Source organism: Lelliottia nimipressuralis (genome assembly GCF_041464075.1).
Taxonomy (GTDB): Bacteria; Pseudomonadota; Gammaproteobacteria; order Enterobacterales; family Enterobacteriaceae; genus Enterobacter; species Enterobacter nimipressuralis.
The window spans coordinates 4,495,502-4,511,154 of sequence record NZ_CP167172.1 but is presented as its reverse complement, the minus strand read 5'-3'; the positions used below and the strand labels follow the sequence as shown (position 1 = coordinate 4,511,154).

General features: G+C 53.7%; 15 protein-coding genes and 4 tRNA genes. 11 read left to right on the top strand and 8 right to left on the bottom strand.

The genetic code is table 11. The features are described from left to right. The first annotated feature begins 177 nt into the window (after window positions 1–177). From thrP to ACB496_RS21610, 5 genes are all read left to right on the top strand, one after another. The gene (thrP, locus tag ACB496_RS21630; protein WP_100778430.1) at window positions 178–1,560 is read left to right on the top strand and encodes a bifunctional threonine/serine APC transporter ThrP; all 1,383 of its coding nucleotides are present in this window, start codon (window positions 178–180) and stop codon (window positions 1,558–1,560) included. 105 nt (window positions 1,561–1,665) lie between these two features. Further along, window positions 1,666–1,742, top strand: a tRNA-Arg gene (locus tag ACB496_RS21625). A 65-nt stretch (window positions 1,743–1,807) separates the two neighbouring features. Continuing rightward, window positions 1,808–1,883: transfer RNA gene (locus tag ACB496_RS21620), tRNA-His, on the top strand. Between the two features lie 22 nt (window positions 1,884–1,905). Further along, window positions 1,906–1,992 (top strand) — tRNA-Leu (locus ACB496_RS21615). Between the two features lie 42 nt (window positions 1,993–2,034). Beyond that, window positions 2,035–2,111 (top strand) — tRNA-Pro (locus tag ACB496_RS21610). 569 nt (window positions 2,112–2,680) lie between these two features. Here the strand turns inward: ACB496_RS21610 and hemY are convergent. The 4 genes from hemY to hemC are packed head-to-tail and all read right to left on the bottom strand — an operon-like array spanning window position 2,681 to window position 6,764. Then, entirely contained in the window at window positions 2,681–3,874 is a 1,194-nt protein-coding gene (gene hemY, locus ACB496_RS21605; RefSeq protein WP_371973738.1) for a protoheme IX biogenesis protein HemY, read from the bottom strand. 2 nt (window positions 3,875–3,876) lie between these two features. Beyond that, complete coding sequence (hemX, locus tag ACB496_RS21600; RefSeq protein WP_371973736.1) at window positions 3,877–5,064, bottom strand: uroporphyrinogen-III C-methyltransferase; 1,188 nt, start codon at window positions 5,062–5,064, stop codon at window positions 3,877–3,879. Window positions 5,065–5,085: 21 nt separating this feature from the next. After that, window positions 5,086–5,826: a uroporphyrinogen-III synthase gene (gene hemD / locus ACB496_RS21595; protein WP_371973734.1), complete on the bottom strand. Its 741-nt coding sequence runs from the start codon at window positions 5,824–5,826 to the stop codon at window positions 5,086–5,088. Further along, window positions 5,823–6,764, bottom strand: a complete 942-nt coding sequence (gene hemC, locus ACB496_RS21590) for a hydroxymethylbilane synthase (protein WP_371973732.1) — start codon at window positions 6,762–6,764, stop codon at window positions 5,823–5,825. Before hemC ends, hemD begins: the two co-directional genes overlap by 4 nt. Before the next feature lie 345 nt (window positions 6,765–7,109). On the opposite strand from hemC, the gene cyaA reads away from it, so the two are divergent. Further along, window positions 7,110–9,653 (top strand): class I adenylate cyclase, encoded by a 2,544-nt coding sequence (gene cyaA, locus ACB496_RS21585; RefSeq protein ID WP_102105657.1) that lies wholly within the window; start codon window positions 7,110–7,112, stop codon window positions 9,651–9,653. Window positions 9,654–9,704: 51 nt separating this feature from the next. On the opposite strand, the gene ACB496_RS21580 is transcribed toward cyaA, so the two are convergent. From ACB496_RS21580 to cyaY, 4 genes are all read right to left on the bottom strand, one after another. Continuing rightward, complete coding sequence (locus ACB496_RS21580) at window positions 9,705–10,253, bottom strand: hypothetical protein (protein ID WP_371973730.1); 549 nt, start codon at window positions 10,251–10,253, stop codon at window positions 9,705–9,707. After that, on the bottom strand, window positions 10,210–11,073 hold the full coding sequence (locus ACB496_RS21575) for a hypothetical protein (protein WP_371973728.1): 864 nt from the start codon (window positions 11,071–11,073) through the stop codon (window positions 10,210–10,212). Before ACB496_RS21575 ends, ACB496_RS21580 begins: the two co-directional genes overlap by 44 nt. A gap of 15 nt (window positions 11,074–11,088) precedes the next feature. Further along, entirely contained in the window at window positions 11,089–11,568 is a 480-nt protein-coding gene (locus tag ACB496_RS21570) for an Hcp family type VI secretion system effector (protein ID WP_129036359.1), read from the bottom strand. A gap of 239 nt (window positions 11,569–11,807) precedes the next feature. Continuing rightward, window positions 11,808–12,128 (bottom strand): iron donor protein CyaY, encoded by a 321-nt coding sequence (gene cyaY / locus ACB496_RS21565; RefSeq protein ID WP_100778439.1) that lies wholly within the window; start codon window positions 12,126–12,128, stop codon window positions 11,808–11,810. 137 nt (window positions 12,129–12,265) lie between these two features. Here cyaY and lptM point away from each other — a divergent pair, with 137 nt between their 5' ends. From lptM to yigB, 5 genes are read left to right on the top strand one after another with little or no spacing between them, the layout of a single operon-like run. Beyond that, complete coding sequence (gene lptM / locus ACB496_RS21560; protein ID WP_102105653.1) at window positions 12,266–12,469, top strand: LPS translocon maturation chaperone LptM; 204 nt, start codon at window positions 12,266–12,268, stop codon at window positions 12,467–12,469. A gap of 34 nt (window positions 12,470–12,503) precedes the next feature. Continuing rightward, the gene (dapF, locus tag ACB496_RS21555) at window positions 12,504–13,328 is read left to right on the top strand and encodes a diaminopimelate epimerase (protein ID WP_102105652.1); all 825 of its coding nucleotides are present in this window, start codon (window positions 12,504–12,506) and stop codon (window positions 13,326–13,328) included. Beyond that, a complete protein-coding gene (locus tag ACB496_RS21550; RefSeq protein WP_129036360.1) occupies window positions 13,325–14,032 on the top strand; it encodes a DUF484 domain-containing protein in 708 nt (235 codons plus the stop codon). Before dapF ends, ACB496_RS21550 begins: the two co-directional genes overlap by 4 nt. After that, window positions 14,029–14,931, top strand: a complete 903-nt coding sequence (xerC, locus tag ACB496_RS21545) for a tyrosine recombinase XerC (protein ID WP_371973725.1) — start codon at window positions 14,029–14,031, stop codon at window positions 14,929–14,931. Before ACB496_RS21550 ends, xerC begins: the two co-directional genes overlap by 4 nt. Further along, window positions 14,931–15,647 carry a 5-amino-6-(5-phospho-D-ribitylamino)uracil phosphatase YigB gene (gene yigB / locus ACB496_RS21540; RefSeq protein WP_100778444.1) on the top strand — a complete coding sequence of 239 codons (717 nt, stop codon included), beginning with the start codon at window positions 14,931–14,933 and terminating at the stop codon, window positions 15,645–15,647. Before xerC ends, yigB begins: the two co-directional genes overlap by 1 nt. Window positions 15,648–15,653 lie beyond the last annotated feature (6 nt).

Genomic DNA, 15,653 nt, shown 5'->3' with positions numbered 1-15,653 from the left:
GTGCTATTCGCGCTGCAACCCGCCTGCAAAACTGCTGCGTTTCTGTGCAATACGTTCATTTTTTTAATGCATCGTTTGCCATTTAGCAGGATTTAAGAAACCATTCCTCCCCGTATTTCAGTACCCAAAAATAATAACCGGCAAAAGCCGGGCAACAGCAAACACAACCGAGGATTTATGGCAGAGAAAAAACCTGAGCTTCAGCGTGGGCTGGAAGCTCGTCACATTGAATTGATAGCGCTAGGCGGCACTATCGGCGTCGGCCTGTTTATGGGCTCCGCAAGCACGCTTAAATGGGCAGGCCCGTCGGTCTTACTGGCATACATCGTCGCGGGATTGTTCGTCTTCTTCATCATGCGCTCGATGGGCGAAATGCTGTTCCTTGAGCCGGTTGCCGGTTCATTCGCCGTTTACGCGCACAAGTACATGAGCCCCTTCTTCGGCTATCTCACGGCCTGGTCTTACTGGTTTATGTGGATGGCGGTGGGGATATCGGAGATCACAGCGATAGGTGTCTACGTCCAGTTCTGGTTCCCGGAAATGGCACAGTGGATACCCGCGCTGATCGCCGTAGGGTTGGTGGCGCTCGCGAACCTTGCGGCTGTGCGTCTGTACGGCGAAATCGAGTTCTGGTTTGCGATGATTAAAGTCACCACCATTATCGTGATGATTGTGGTGGGGCTGGGTGTGATCTTCTTTGGCTTCGGCAACGGCGGTCAGGCGATTGGCTTTGGCAATCTGACCGAGCATGGCGGCTTCTTTGCGGGCGGCTGGAAGGGCTTCCTGACGGCGCTTTGTATCGTGGTTGCCTCCTATCAGGGGGTGGAGCTTATCGGTATCACCGCCGGGGAAGCGAAAAACCCGCAGGTCACGCTGCGTAGCGCGGTCGGCAAAGTGCTGTGGCGTATCCTGATTTTCTACGTGGGCGCGATTTTCGTTATCGTCACCATCTTCCCCTGGAACCAGATTGGCACCACCGGCAGCCCCTTCGTGCTGACCTTCGCGAAAATTGGTATCACGGCGGCGGCAGGTATTATCAACTTCGTGGTGCTGACGGCGGCGCTCTCAGGCTGTAACAGCGGCATGTACAGCTGTGGACGTATGCTCTACGCACTGGCGAAAAACCGTCAGCTGCCGGCGGCGATGGGGAAAGTCTCCCGCGCTGGCGTGCCGGTAGCGGGCGTAACGGTCTCCATTGCCATTCTGCTGATTGGCTCGTGCCTGAACTACATCATCCCCAATCCGCAGCGCGTGTTCGTCTATGTCTACAGTGCCAGCGTGCTGCCGGGCATGGTGCCATGGTTTGTGATTCTGATTAGCCAGCTGCGTTTCCGTCAGGCGCACAAGCAGGCGATCGCCAGTCACCCGTTCCGCTCCATTATGTTCCCGTGGGCGAACTATTTAACGATGGCGTTCCTGATTTGCGTCTTAATCGGCATGTACTTTAATGAAGATACCCGCATGTCGCTGTTTGTCGGGATTATCTTTATGGCCGCCGTGTCGATTGGCTATAAGCTTTTTGGTCTCAGCCGCCACGCTGAAATCCAGAAAGTGGAGTAATAAGCGACAAAATGCACAAAGCGTAACCAAACGCGCATTATTTTCAAAAAAGCACTAGACAGCAGACCGAGACCTCCGTAATATCCAGCCCCGCAACGGCGCTAAGCGCCCGTAGCTCAGCTGGATAGAGCGCTGCCCTCCGGAGGCAGAGGTCTCAGGTTCGAATCCTGTCGGGCGCGCCAATAAAGTAGTGTGGCGTTCGAGCTGCGGTGGTAGTAGTACATACCGCGTGAAAGAATAAGTAGTGGTGGCTATAGCTCAGTTGGTAGAGCCCTGGATTGTGATTCCAGTTGTCGTGGGTTCGAATCCCATTAGCCACCCCATTATTTGATAAGTTGTGACATTGCGACGGTGGCGGAATTGGTAGACGCGCTAGCTTCAGGTGTTAGTGTCTTAACGGACGTGGGGGTTCAAGTCCCCCCCCTCGCACCACGACTTAACGAATTGAACTAAAAATTCAAAAAAGCAGTACATCGGCGAGTAGCGCAGCTTGGTAGCGCAACTGGTTTGGGACCAGTGGGTCGGAGGTTCGAATCCTCTCTCGCCGACCAATTTTGAACCCCGCTTCGGCGGGGTTTTTTGTTTTCTGTCGTTTATTCCTCTGTTGTCATTTCCCGACAACGTTAATTCAGTTTGTCGCGATTCAGAGACAGCTAATTCACTGTTTTATATGACTATTATTCTTTAGCGATAATTGTGTCGTTCTCAGGAGACACTTGCGCCAAATTTAGGTCCTTTTCAGCTGTTCTGAATACCCCATCAAAATAAAAATTCCTTTCTTCTTATCATGTTGCGAAATGTAAAACTTCTTTTTGTAACCCTGGCACGTAACGTGCAATAATATACGCGTAGATGCTCATTCCATCTCTTATGTTCGCCTTAGTGCCTCATAAACTCAGGAATGACGCAGAGCCATTTAAGGTGCTTATCGTCCACAGACAGATGTCGCTTCGGCCTCATCAAACACCATGGACACAACGTTGAGTGAAGCACCAAATATGTTGTCAAACAGACCTGTTTAACGCCTGCTTTTATAGCAGGCGTTTTTTTATGGGCGATCATCAGGATTGCGGCAATAAAAAAGGAGGCCCTTGGGCCTCCTGATTCGCAGTGCTTAAGCTTACTGGCCGTTGTTCTGCAACGTTAACAGCAGGCCATCGCGACGCATGGCAGCGGCTTCTTCCGGCTTGTGCTGTTTGTCCAGCGTATCGGCCAGCCAGGCGTAGTCAAACGCATCCGGGCGCTGTTTCAACGCTGCGCGGAAGGCGAGACTTGCCTCCTGCCATTCGCCGTGTTTCATCAGCGACTGGCCCAGCGTACTCCAAAGCAGCGGGCGGTCACCCACGGTTTTGATCTGCTGGCGCAGTATCTTTTCCATCTGCTCAGGATTGTTGGTTTTAAGACGTGGGATCACCATCACCAGACGGTCATCATACTGGCGTTTCAGGCCATCAAGGATGATCTCCTGCGCTGTGTCATGATCGTCACATTCGATGAGATGTTCGGCCATCGCCACCTGCAGCGGAACCTGCTGGCGCGTTTTGCGGCTCTGATTTTTCCACCAGGTTTTCAGCCCATCGCTACCCAGATCGGCTCGCGCCTGATCCATCAGACCAATCCACGCCTGACGCTGCAGCGCATCACGATGCTCATCATCGCCCACGTTGGCTTTCGCCATCGACGGAATGATATCCAGCAGTGAACCCCAGGCGCCAGTGCGGATATAAGCCTGCTCGGCAAGACGCAGCACTTCCGGATGGCGCGGGGTGATCTCCAGCAGACGGTCAACGCCATGACGCGCTGCGTGATTCTCATTGCGTGCCAGCTGGATGCGCACGCGGGTGATTTCTACCGGGATCTGATCATTCGATGCCAGCTCCGACGCGCGCTCCAGATGCTGATTCGCACGCGCTTCATCCCCACGCTGCTGGGCCGCTTCGGCGGCTAACAGATAGTTCACCACCGGCTGCTCGGCATGGTCGGCATTTTTCGACATCAGCTTTTCAACTTGCTGATAATCGCCTTCAGCCAGTTTAAGCAAAGCCTGTTCCGTCTGTTTGCGCGCGCGGCGGCGTTTGCGGCCAACGAACCAGCCACGGGTGTGCGCACCGGTACGGAAGATGCGGCGCAGGATCCATTCGATCGCAAACAACACCACCATGGTGAGGATCGCGATGATCACCAGACCCGTCACGCTAGTTTCAATGTTGTAGTTATCGGTCTGGATCAGCACATAGCCCTGATGGCCAGCAATCAGCGGCCCAAGGACGATCCCGGCGATCAACAATAAGAAGAGTAATAAGACTTTTAACATGATCACTCTCCTTGAGGTGCGCTTTCAGGGGCTGGCGCAGGGGCTGCTGCATCCGGCTGCGCTGCAACGCCAGGCTGGGCCAGCAGGTTGCGCACGCGGGTTTGCATCAGTTTTTCCAGAATCGGCTGGCTTTCCAGTTTGTCCGGGACATTCATGGTGATATTTTGCTGGCTGAGCTTATCAACATCGTCCAGGAACGCGGTCGTCGTGGCATCGCTGGTATCGTAGTAAGCACGTACCCACGTTGAAACATTATCCAGCGCCTGCTTGTAGGTCTCTTCCTGATGACGCGGGACGGCCTGCGCCGCAACCAGCAGTCGGGAGCGGATGTTCTCGCGCAGATAGACGTCCTGATTCGGCGCTAACAGCGGAACAGCGGTTTCGTCGCGGCGGCGGACGGTGATAAAGCTGTCCATAAAGTTCTGCCAGCTTTTTTGCAGATTGATACGCCACTCGCTCAGGGAGCTGGACAGCTCCGTGCCGTCGGAATCCATCGGGGAGTCGTCGTCGTTGTTATCCGCGAGGCGCAGGTTATCAATCGAATTCGACAGCTGATTGACCTTCAGAATGATGCCGTCGTAATCGACCTGCGAAACCGCACCCAGGCTGGCGATATCTTCGGTAATGGCGCGACGCGCGGCGATCAGGCTCGGGTCGTTCATGTCGGCCAGGCTGGCGTCGGCGCTTTTCAGCAGCGCGGCGGCGGTGGTGACATCCTGATCGCTCCACAGCTTACGTCCGGCCAGTTTGACCAGGAAATCGGCCTGAGAGAGCAGCCAGGTTTTGGCATCGGTGCCGGAAATGGTCGCCACTTTTTGCTGCACTTCGCCGAGCTGTTTCGTCAGCTCTTCCTGACGGGAGTTGGCTTCGGCAAGCTGCGTAGACTGCTGCTTAATAACGCCTTCCAGCTCTGCTTTCTGCGTCTCCTGCGCTTTTTGCAGGGTGGTGATTTGGTTCACCAGCGCATCGCTGGTGACCGTCTGGTTAGTGGCCTGTTTTTTTACCAGACCGTATAAACCGACACCGGCCGCCAGAGCAATGGCGATAGCTATCGCGCTCAGCGCCAGGCTGGTTTTATTGCTGCTGTTTTTTTTCTCAACAGTGTGTTCAGTCTTTTCTGGCTGCGGCGGGGTGGCCACAGTCTCCCTGGTCTCTTCAACCACGGCGGAGGATTTTTCTTGTTCCGTCATTATGGCTTCCCATTATGAGAGTTATTGTAATGCGCGCAGCAGCGCATCGTTGTCGGCGTTATCAGCGATCCGAATATCTTGCCAGCCCAGTTCCCGGGCGAGGTTCGCCAGACGCTCACTGACGACCAGAAGCCGACAGCGGAGTAACCAGTTTTCACGATACCATTGCGGAATGAGCGACCAGAGCTGCTGTAGCATTTCGCCGCTGGTGATGACGATGGTATCCACGCCGCGCGTGTGCCAGCGCATCGCTTCCTGCGCGCCGTCATAATGTTTTGCACAGCGCTGGTAGCATTCGCAGAACGTGACGTCAGCCCCACGGGCGCTTAAGGTTTCGCCCAGCAGTTCACGGCCACCGTTTCCGCGCAAAATCAGCGCACGCTTTCCCGCAACAGTTTGTAATTCATGTAATTGTAGCAAGATTTCGCTGATTTCCCGATCTAACGGGTATTGGACGTCAATTCCGCTGACCGCATGCAGGGCCAGGGCGGTAGTGCGCCCAATGGCGAAATAGCGCGGCGCAGTCGGCCAGTGCTGTTTCTCTTGCTGCAGTTGGGCGTGTGCAAATTCCACGGCATGTTGTGATAAGGCGAAAACCAAATCGCCTTCATTTAATGCGTGCAGATGGTCGGCGAGCGCAGAGAGCTGCCGGCCAGGGGAGAACTCAATCAGCGGAAAACTCCATGCCACCTGCCCCAGTGCGCGCAGACGGCTCACTAACTGCTCTCCTGCGGGAGAAGGGCGGGTGACGAGAATATTCATGCTGGTGGCTCTCCGTTGTAGACGTCTGCCAGAATTTCGCGGGCGCCGTTATTCAGCAATTCTTCTGCAAGCGAGATGCCGAGCGCTTCGGCGTCTTGCGCCCGTCCGCGGCGTTCGCCACGCACCATCTGTGAACCGTCCGGTGCGCCAACCAGCGCACGCAGCCACAATTCACCGTCAATGAATTCAGCATAGCTGCCAATCGGCACCTGACAGCCGCCTTCAAGGCGCGTATTCATGGCGCGCTCGGCTTTGACGCGAATCTCGGTTTCTTCGTGATTCAGCGGTGCAAGCAGAGCACGGGTGCGGTCGTCATCAAGACGACACTCAATCCCCACCGCGCCCTGGCCGACGGCCGGAAGTGAAAGCTCTGGCGCAAGGGCGACACGTACACGAGACTCCAGCCCCAGACGTTTCAGGCCCGCAACCGCCAGAATAATGGCATCGTAATCGCCGTTATCCAGTTTGCCGAGACGTGTACCGACATTGCCGCGCAGGGAGCGAATCACCAGGTCCGGGCGGCGCTCCGCCAGCTGACACTGACGGCGTAAACTTGACGTGCCAACCACGCTCCCGACGGGTAAATCGTTCAGAGAAGCGTAGTGGTTTGAGACAAACGCATCGCGCGGATCTTCGCGCTCGCAAATCGTCACCAGGCCCAATCCCTCGGGGAATTCGACCGGAACATCTTTCATGGAGTGGACGGCGATATCGGCGCGGTTCTCAAGCAGTGCAACTTCCAGCTCTTTGACGAACAGGCCTTTTCCGCCCACTTTCGCCAGCGGCGTATCAAGGATCACATCGCCGCGCGTCACCATAGGAACCAGTTCGACACGCAACCCGGAATGGCAGGCTTCGAGGCGCTGCTTAACATATTGTGCCTGCCATAGCGCAAGGGGGCTTTGGCGTGTGGCAATTCTCAAAACATTGTCTAACATGCTTGTTACCGTCATTATCGTCCGCAGACCATCCTAACATTGTTGACTCTGGGATGTCAGTTTTACGGTCGATGAAGGGGTGAGGGACAAGGCGGTGCGCAGGACACCCGCTGCCGTATTAAGGAATTTACACGTACAGAACGGTGCTACACTTGTATGTAGCGCATCTTTCTTTACGGTCAATCGGCAAGGTGTTAAATTGATCACGTTTTAGACCATTTTTTCGTCGCTACCACCATTGAGTGAGGACGAAAAAGGGTAACGGTTCTTTTTTGAAATACTGCGGGCTCGTAATCATTGCTCTTTTGAACGATTGCTACGTCCGGCAACATCAGGCGATATGTCTTGTACCTCTATATTGAGACTCTGAAACAGAGACTGGATGCCATAAATCAATTGCGCGTGGATCGTGCGCTTGCTGCCATGGGACCTGCTTTCCAACAGGTTTACAGTCTGCTGCCAACATTACTGCACTATCACCATCCGCTGATGCCAGGTTACCTCGATGGTAACGTTCCCCAGGGCATTTGCCTTTTCACGCCTGATGAAACTCAACAGCACTATCTGACCGAGCTGGAACTCTACCGTGGCATGCCGCCGCAGGTGTCTCCAAAAGGTGAGCTGCCGATAACCGGCGTCTACACCATGGGGAGTACCTCATCCGTAGGGCAAAGCTGTTCTTCTGACCTCGATATCTGGGTCTGCCATCAGTCCTGGCTCGATAATGACGAGCGCCAGTTGCTGCAGCGTAAATGCAGCCTGCTGGAGAGCTGGGCGGCGTCGCTCGGCGTGGAAGTGAGCTTCTTCCTGATTGATGAAAACCGTTTCCGCCATAACGAAAGCGGCAGTCTCGGTGGTGAAGACTGTGGCTCCACGCAGCATATTTTGCTGCTCGACGAATTCTACCGGAGCGCCGTGCGCCTTGCCGGGAAGCGTATTCTGTGGAATATGGTGCCGTGCGAAGAAGAAGAGCATTACGACGATTACGTCATGTCGCTCTACTCGCAGGGTGTCCTGACGCCAAACGAATGGCTGGATCTGGGCGGTTTAAGCTCTCTGTCCGCCGAAGAGTATTTTGGCGCGAGTCTGTGGCAGCTCTATAAGAGTATTGATTCCCCGTATAAAGCGGTGCTGAAAACCCTGCTGCTGGAAGCCTACTCCTGGGAATACCCTACGCCGCGACTGCTGGCGAAAGATATCAAACAGCGTCTGCATGATGGAGAGATCGTCTCCTTTGGTCTCGATGCCTACTGCATGATGCTTGAACGCGTGACCGAATACCTGAAAGCCATTGATGACACCACGCGTCTCGACCTGGTGCGTCGATGTTTCTATCTCAAAGTCTGTGAAAAACTCAGCCGCGAACGCGCATGCGTTGGCTGGCGTCGTGAAGTGGTCAGTCAGTTAGTCAAAGAGTGGGGCTGGGACGAAGAACGTTTGTCTATGCTCGATAACCGCGCCAACTGGAAAATCGATCAGGTGCGTGAAGCGCACAACGAACTGCTCGATGCGATGATGCAGAGCTACCGCAATCTGATTCGCTTCGCCCGCCGTAACAACCTCAGCGTTTCCGCCAGCCCGCAGGATATCGGTGTTTTAACCCGTAAACTGTACGCTGCGTTCGAAGCGCTGCCCGGGAAAGTCACGCTGGTTAACCCGCAGATTTCGCCGGACCTGTCAGAACCTAATCTGACCTTTATCTATGTTCCGCCAGGCCGCGCCAACCGCACGGGCTGGTATCTGTACAACCGTGCGCCAAGCATGGATTCGATCATCAGCCATCAGCCGCTGGAATATAACCGCTATCTGAACAAGTTGGTGGCCTGGGCCTGGTTCAACGGCCTGCTGACATCGCGGACGCGCCTGTTTATCAAAGGCAATGAGGTCGTTGATCTCGCCAAATTGCAGGAAATGGTTGCCGATGTGTCGCACCACTTCCCGCTGCGTCTGCCAGCACCAACACCAAAAGCGCTCTACAGCCCGTGTGAGATTCGCCATCTGGCGATTATCGTCAACCTGGAATACGACCCGACGGCGGCCTTCCGCAATCAGGTGGTCCATTTTGATTTCCGCAAGCTGGATGTCTTTAGCTTTGGCGAGCAGCAAAACTGCCTGGTCGGTAGCGTGGATCTGCTGTATCGCAACTCGTGGAACGAAGTGCGTACTCTGCATTTCAACGGCGAGCAGGCGATGATCGAAGCGCTGAAAACCATTCTCGGCAAAATGCACCAGGACGCTGCGCCGCCGGATAGCGTGGAAGTGTTCTGCTACAGCCAGCATCTGCGTGGCCTGATTCGTACCCGCGTGCAGCAGCTGGTGTCAGAGTGTATCGAACTGCGCCTGTCCAGTACCCGTCAGGAAACCGGGCGCTTCAAAGCGCTGCGCGTCTCCGGCCAGACCTGGGGCCTGTTCTTTGAACGCCTCAACGTCTCTGTGCAGAAGCTGGAAAACGCGATTGAGTTCTACGGCGCGATTTCCCACAACAAGCTGCATGGCCTCTCTGTGCAGGTAGAAACGAACCACGTTAAACTGCCGCAGGTGGTGGATGGGTTTGCCAGCGAAGGGATTATCCAGTTCTTCTTCGAAGAAGCGGCCGATGAGTCCGGGTTTACCATTTATATTCTGGATGAGACCAACCGCGCCGAGGTGTATCACCACTGCGAGGGCAGCAAAGAAGAGCTGGTGCGCGACGTGAGCCGTTTCTATTCGTCCTCACACGACCGCTTCACCTACGGCTCAAGCTTTATCAACTTCAACTTGCCGCAGTTCTATCAGATTGTGAAAGTCGATGGCCGCGCGCAGGTGATTCCGTTCCGCACCCAGGTTATCCCCGCTCCGCCGGCCAACCAGGACGCGAATCAGCCGCTGTTGCAGCAGTATTTTTCCTGATAATTACCCCTGGCCGGATAAGCGCATCAAGCGCCATCCGGCACAATCACCTCAATCTAACGTAACATCGCCGCTTCTACGCAAATCAACAGGCCATGAAAAAAGTTCGGATGGGACAATCGTTTTGCACAGTTCAGGATTGGTCGTGTAATAACCCATAAGATCCTTGTCGTGACAGGGGCTGTAGCCTGCAAACATAAGTCCGAAAGGGACCAGGTAAGATATGACCAGAGAAATAGCGAGAGTAAAAACCCAAACAGGGATAAATATACTATCGATGATGGTAGTCTTATCGGGCGATCTTATTCCCGGGTAGAATAAAGCGCGAAGCGCGATAAAGATGCCGTAGAGCAAAAAAGGAATCCCACCCACCATAGCAGCAGACATTCGGTAATAAAAAATAATGTCGCCATGATGAATTAGCGAGATAACGCTTCGCATAGGAATTGATGCTAGAGCAAAATGAAGGAATGCTGACATTGCTATCACCAGAAAGATAGCTGCGCATTTCATCATTATGACTGTGCGCCAGTTTTTTTTCTGTGTAGTTTTCATTTCACCAACCAGGGTTAAGAATTCTAAAAATTGACTGGTTGCCATGCTCAATATTCCATTCAGCCATTTTTTGTTCTTCAATTAGCGCTTGATGTAATAACATTTTAATACGATAAGTAAGATGAAAATGGTCATCCAAAGAATTCAACTCTGCATTAAGAAAAAGACCAAGCAAGATTATAGCGCCTGGACCAACAATAACAGCCGAAGTAAAAAGCATCGCTACCCCTCCGACAAAACCAATCACCGCCCCACCAACAATCGCTTTTACGATATCCATCGGGACATCCACCAAAAAATCATTCAGTGTATAGTCCGACTTGAAAATAAGCTCTACTCCCCGCCATGCCAGCGAAAAAAGGATACAGCATTTGATACCACCGACAATGGCGCCAAAGAACCCTCGTTTACCAATGGCCAGCTCTATCATCTGAACATTACGCGCACCGTAACGGGTTCCTTTTAAAATTCTACGCAAACCTGGATAGCCTGTGATTTTGATGTAAGTTTGACCCTGTAATTTGTACTCTGTGGCCTTGATACGCAGAGATGAGAAATGACGAACAAGCTCACCGGCTGGGTTATAGTAGGTTGTCAGTCGGTTGAGAGAGTGGAACCCATCCACCATATCTTTGATATTGCCCGGCCCCGCCCTGTAGGAGAAAAACTCGTCTATACCTCCGAGAAGATCATTTACTATCCCCTGAGCTTCTTCCAGTGTGAGTAATAAAATATGGTGGCTCTCATTAATGAACGTTTCATTCAGCATTGCCATATCACCCAGCATAGGATTCATGCTGGGAAACGGATGAGAGTCGTGGTTATCCCAGGGGTTTGGATCTGTGTGCCATTCATTCATGTTCATTATCGTTCCTTGAGATTATAAAATTCGCTCACTCCACAAACTGTATGCACTTGTTCCGGCTGAGAAATGCTCCCAGGTGATAGATTCATAACTGAAGGAAACTTTTTCCTGTGATTCTGCTCCGTTTTCAATAACGCTGTGCGGAATGACCGTTTCCAGGTGCAAAATATGGGCGTTGGTCAGCTTTATTTTATAGTAAAGCTCATTCATACCTGCCCGGTTGGTACGGTAAACACTGAATTCACAGGTTAGCGTTTCGTTATCATTTATGGCTTTTCCTAACAGAGGAGAAGATTTATCGATGGGTTTTACAATACTTAACTCCTGATGATTAACGTTCTGTACGCGAGAGAGGGCATGCTTGAGCGCATACACCATGATTTGATCAACATGGGCGAGTTGGGCCTTATTACCGATTGAACTCATGGATGCACAGCCAGCAGAAATTAACCCTTGCTGGTCGCCATTCAGGGTTAAATAAACCAAGTCAGACATATCATTTCCTTATTATATATTCAGCTGGATTATAATTTTTGGATTTGCAGTGTAATAACGGAAATAATTCTGTGCCCGACCCAAAAAGAAATCAATCAATTTAGTGTAATGATGAGGTGTGAATAATAGAGGAATTTAAATTAATTAACGGAAGGTCTACTGGGGATCTATCAAATAAATAAAAAGGAAAAGCGTGTTTTTGTGAATACCGTTTCCAAAAAGAAACGGTATCAATTCACTTAACGGAAGCTGACGTCCTCGCCCGCCTGCTGCGTCGCAGCCTGCTCCAGCAGATCCCAGAACGTTTCGCCGCTACGGTCACACACCCACTGGTCGTCTTTCAGATCGAAATGGTAGCCGCCCTGTTTTGTTGCCAGCCACACCTGGTGCAGCGGCTCCTGGCGGTTGATAATAATCTTACTGCCGTTTTCGAAGCTGAGCGTCAGCACGCCGCCGTTGATTTCACAATCGATATCGCTGTCGCCATCCCAGTCGTCCAGGCGCTCTTCAATGGTCTGCCACAGGGTATCGGCCAGGCGATGGAATTCACTGTCATTCATGGTTTTGTTCCTGTTTTTCGTGATGGCGGCAGTATAACGCTAAATAATTCCCGTTGCAGGAAAGCGGCTAACTCTTGCTTTTGTGTCTTCTCCTGCGATGATAGAAACAGAAAGCATGAACTTACGGGCAACCCATAATGAAAAACGTTTTTCGAACGCTTGCCGTTCTCATCACACTGTTTAGTCTGACTGGCTGTGGTCTGAAAGGGCCGCTTTACTTCCCGCCAGCCGATAAAACAGCGCCGCCGCCAACCAAACCCGTTCAAACCCAGATTGAATCATCGACGCCAGTGAGCAACGATCGCGGCGATAACGGTGGCCCAAGCCAGGTCAACTACTGACAATCAGTTGTTCAACCGCGCAATGGAGTAAATGATGCAGTTCTCTAAAATGCATGGCCTTGGCAACGATTTTATGGTCGTCGACGCGGTAACGCAGAATGTCTTTTTTTCCCCTGAGCTGATTCGTCGCCTGGCGGACAGGCATTTGGGCGTGGGGTTTGATCAACTGCTGGTCGTTGAGCCACCCTACGATCCGGATCTCGATTTTCACTACCGTATCTTTAATGCTGACGGTAGCGAAGTTTCCCAGTGCGGCAACGGCGCGCGCTGCTTTGCGCGCTTTGTGCGTCTGAAAGGGCTTACCAACAAGCGCGATATTCGTGTCAGTACGGCCAATGGCCGCATGGTGCTCAGCGTCACCGACGACGAGCTGGTGCGCGTGAACATGGGCGAGCCCAACTTCGAGCCTTCTGCGGTCCCGTTTCGGGCAATCAAAGCGGAAAAGACCTATATTATGCGGGCGGCCGAGCAGACAGTATTGTGCGGCGTTGTCTCGATGGGCAATCCCCATTGCGTGATTCAGGTTGATGATGTTGATGTCGCTGCCGTTGAAACCTTAGGCCCGATTATGGAAAGCCATGAGCGCTTCCCTGAGCGCGCCAATATCGGTTTCATGCAGGTGGTGAAACGTGAACATATCCGCCTGCGCGTCTATGAGCGCGGCGCGGGCGAAACGCGGGCCTGTGGCAGCGGCGCGTGCGCGGCTGTGGCTGTGGGTATCTCACAAGGGTTACTGGCAGAAGAGGTTCGCGTGGAATTGCCGGGCGGTCGTCTTGATATCGCCTGGAAAGGTCCGGGTCATCCACTGTATATGACTGGCCCGGCGGCACATGTATACGACGGGTTTATCCATTTATGAAACAACCAGGGGAAGAACTGCAGGAAGCAATAACGGAGCTGGACGACCGGACTGTTGTTGATTATCTGCTGCGCAATCCTGAGTTTTTTATCCGCAATGCACGCGTGGTCGAACAGATGCGCGTGCCGCATCCGGTGCGCGACACCGTCTCGCTGGTCGAATGGCATATGGCGCGCTCGCGCAAGCACATCGATCAGCTGGAAGAGAACATGACCCTGCTGATGGAACAGGCCAGCAATAACGAAAGCCTGTTTTATCGTCTGCTGCATTTGCAGGCGCGGCTCGCGTCGGCGCACAGCCTTGACGAGTTTCTCAGCCGCTTTCATCGCTGGGCGCGTGAGCTTGGGCTGGCAGGCGCCACTATTCGCCTGTTTCCCGACCGCTGGCGCATCGGTGCACCCTCCGGTTTCACGCATCTGGCGCTAAGCCGTCAGGCGTTTGAACCGCTGCGCATTCAGCGTCTTGGTCATGAGCATCACTATCTCGGCCCGTTGAACGGTCCTGAGCTGCTGGTAGTGCTTCCTGACGCCAAGGCTATTGGTTCGGTTGCCATGTCCCTGATGGGGCGTGAAGGCGATTTGGGCGTGATGTTATTCACCAGCCGCGACGCGCATCATTATGAGCAGGGACAAGCCACGCATTTGCTGCAGGAAATCGCCCTGATGCTCCCTGAGCTGCTGGAGCGCTGGATTGAGCGCGTATGACGGATTCCCTGCTTGCGCCTCTGGTGGTGCGTTTCCTGCGCTATCTGGGCGTTGAACGTCAGCTTAGCCCGATCACGCTGCTGAACTACCAGCGTCAGCTTGATGCCATCATGCAGATCGCCGATGAAACCGGCCTGAAAAGCTGGCAACAATGTGACGCTGCCACCGTGCGCGGGTTTGTGGTGCGCAGTCGCCGCAAAGGTTTAGGCCCCGCGAGTCTCGCGTTACGTCTCTCTGCCCTGCGCAGTTTCTTCGACTGGCTGGTGAGCAAGGGCGAGCTAAAAGCCAATCCGGCGAAAGGCATCGCTACCCCGAAAGCACCGCGCCATCTGCCGAAAAATATCGACGTTGATGACGTGAATCGGCTGCTGGATATCGATCTTAACGATCCGCTGGCGGTACGCGATCGCGCCATGCTGGAAGTGATGTACGGCGCAGGCTTACGTCTTTCGGAACTGGTGGGGTTAGATCTTAAACATCTCGATCTGGATACCGGCGAAGTGTGGGTGATGGGGAAAGGCAGCAAAGAGCGCCGTTTACCGATTGGCCGCAATGCAGTGGTATGGATTGAGCACTGGCTCGATCTGCGCGGGCTGTTTGGTGCCGAAGAGAACGCGCTGTTTCTCTCGAAGCTTGGCAAGCGGATCTCCGCGCGTAATGTGCAGAAGCGTTTTGCCGAATGGGGCATTAAGCAGGGGCTGAACAGCCACGTTCACCCGCACAAACTGCGCCACTCTTTTGCCACACACATGCTGGAATCCAGCGGCGACCTGCGCGGCGTGCAGGAGCTGTTAGGTCACGCCAATTTATCGACCACTCAAATCTATACCCATCTTGATTTTCAACACCTTGCTTCGGTGTATGACTCGGCGCATCCACGCGCAAAACGGGGGAAATAATGCGTTTTTACCGCCCACTGGGTCAGATCTCTGCCCTGACGTTTGACCTTGATGATACCCTTTACGATAACCGCGAAGTGATTCTGCGCACCGAGCAGGAGTCGCTGGCGTTTGTGCAAAACTACCATCCCGCTTTAAAAACGCTGCAAAACAAAGATTTTCAGCGCCTGCGCCAGGCGTTGCGCGAAACCGAACCGGACATCTACCACGACGTAACCGAATGGCGTCGTCGTGCAGTAGAGCAGGCGATGCTGAATGCCGGGCTGAACGCACAAGAGGCGGCGCTGGGCGCAGAAGCTTCAATGGCGAACTTTGCCAAATGGCGCAGCCGGATCGATGTGCCGCAGGAAACGCACGACACCCTGACGGCACTCGGCAAAAAATGGCCGCTGGTGGCGATCACCAACGGCAACGCGCAGCCGGAACTGTTTGGCCTGGGCGATTATTTCCAGTTCGTCCTGCGCGCGGGCCCGCACGGGCGCTCGAAGCCTTTTAACGACATGTATCATCTGGCTGCCGAAAAACTCGATCTGCCGCTGGGCGAGATCCTGCACGTCGGCGACGACCTGACCACCGACGTGGCGGGCGCGATCCGCTGCGGAATGCAGGCCTGCTGGATCAAACCGGAAAGGGCCGACCTGATGCAGACCGCCGACAGCCGCCTGTTGCCACACATCGAAATTTCGCGGTTGGCATCCCTCACCACGCTGATATAATCACCA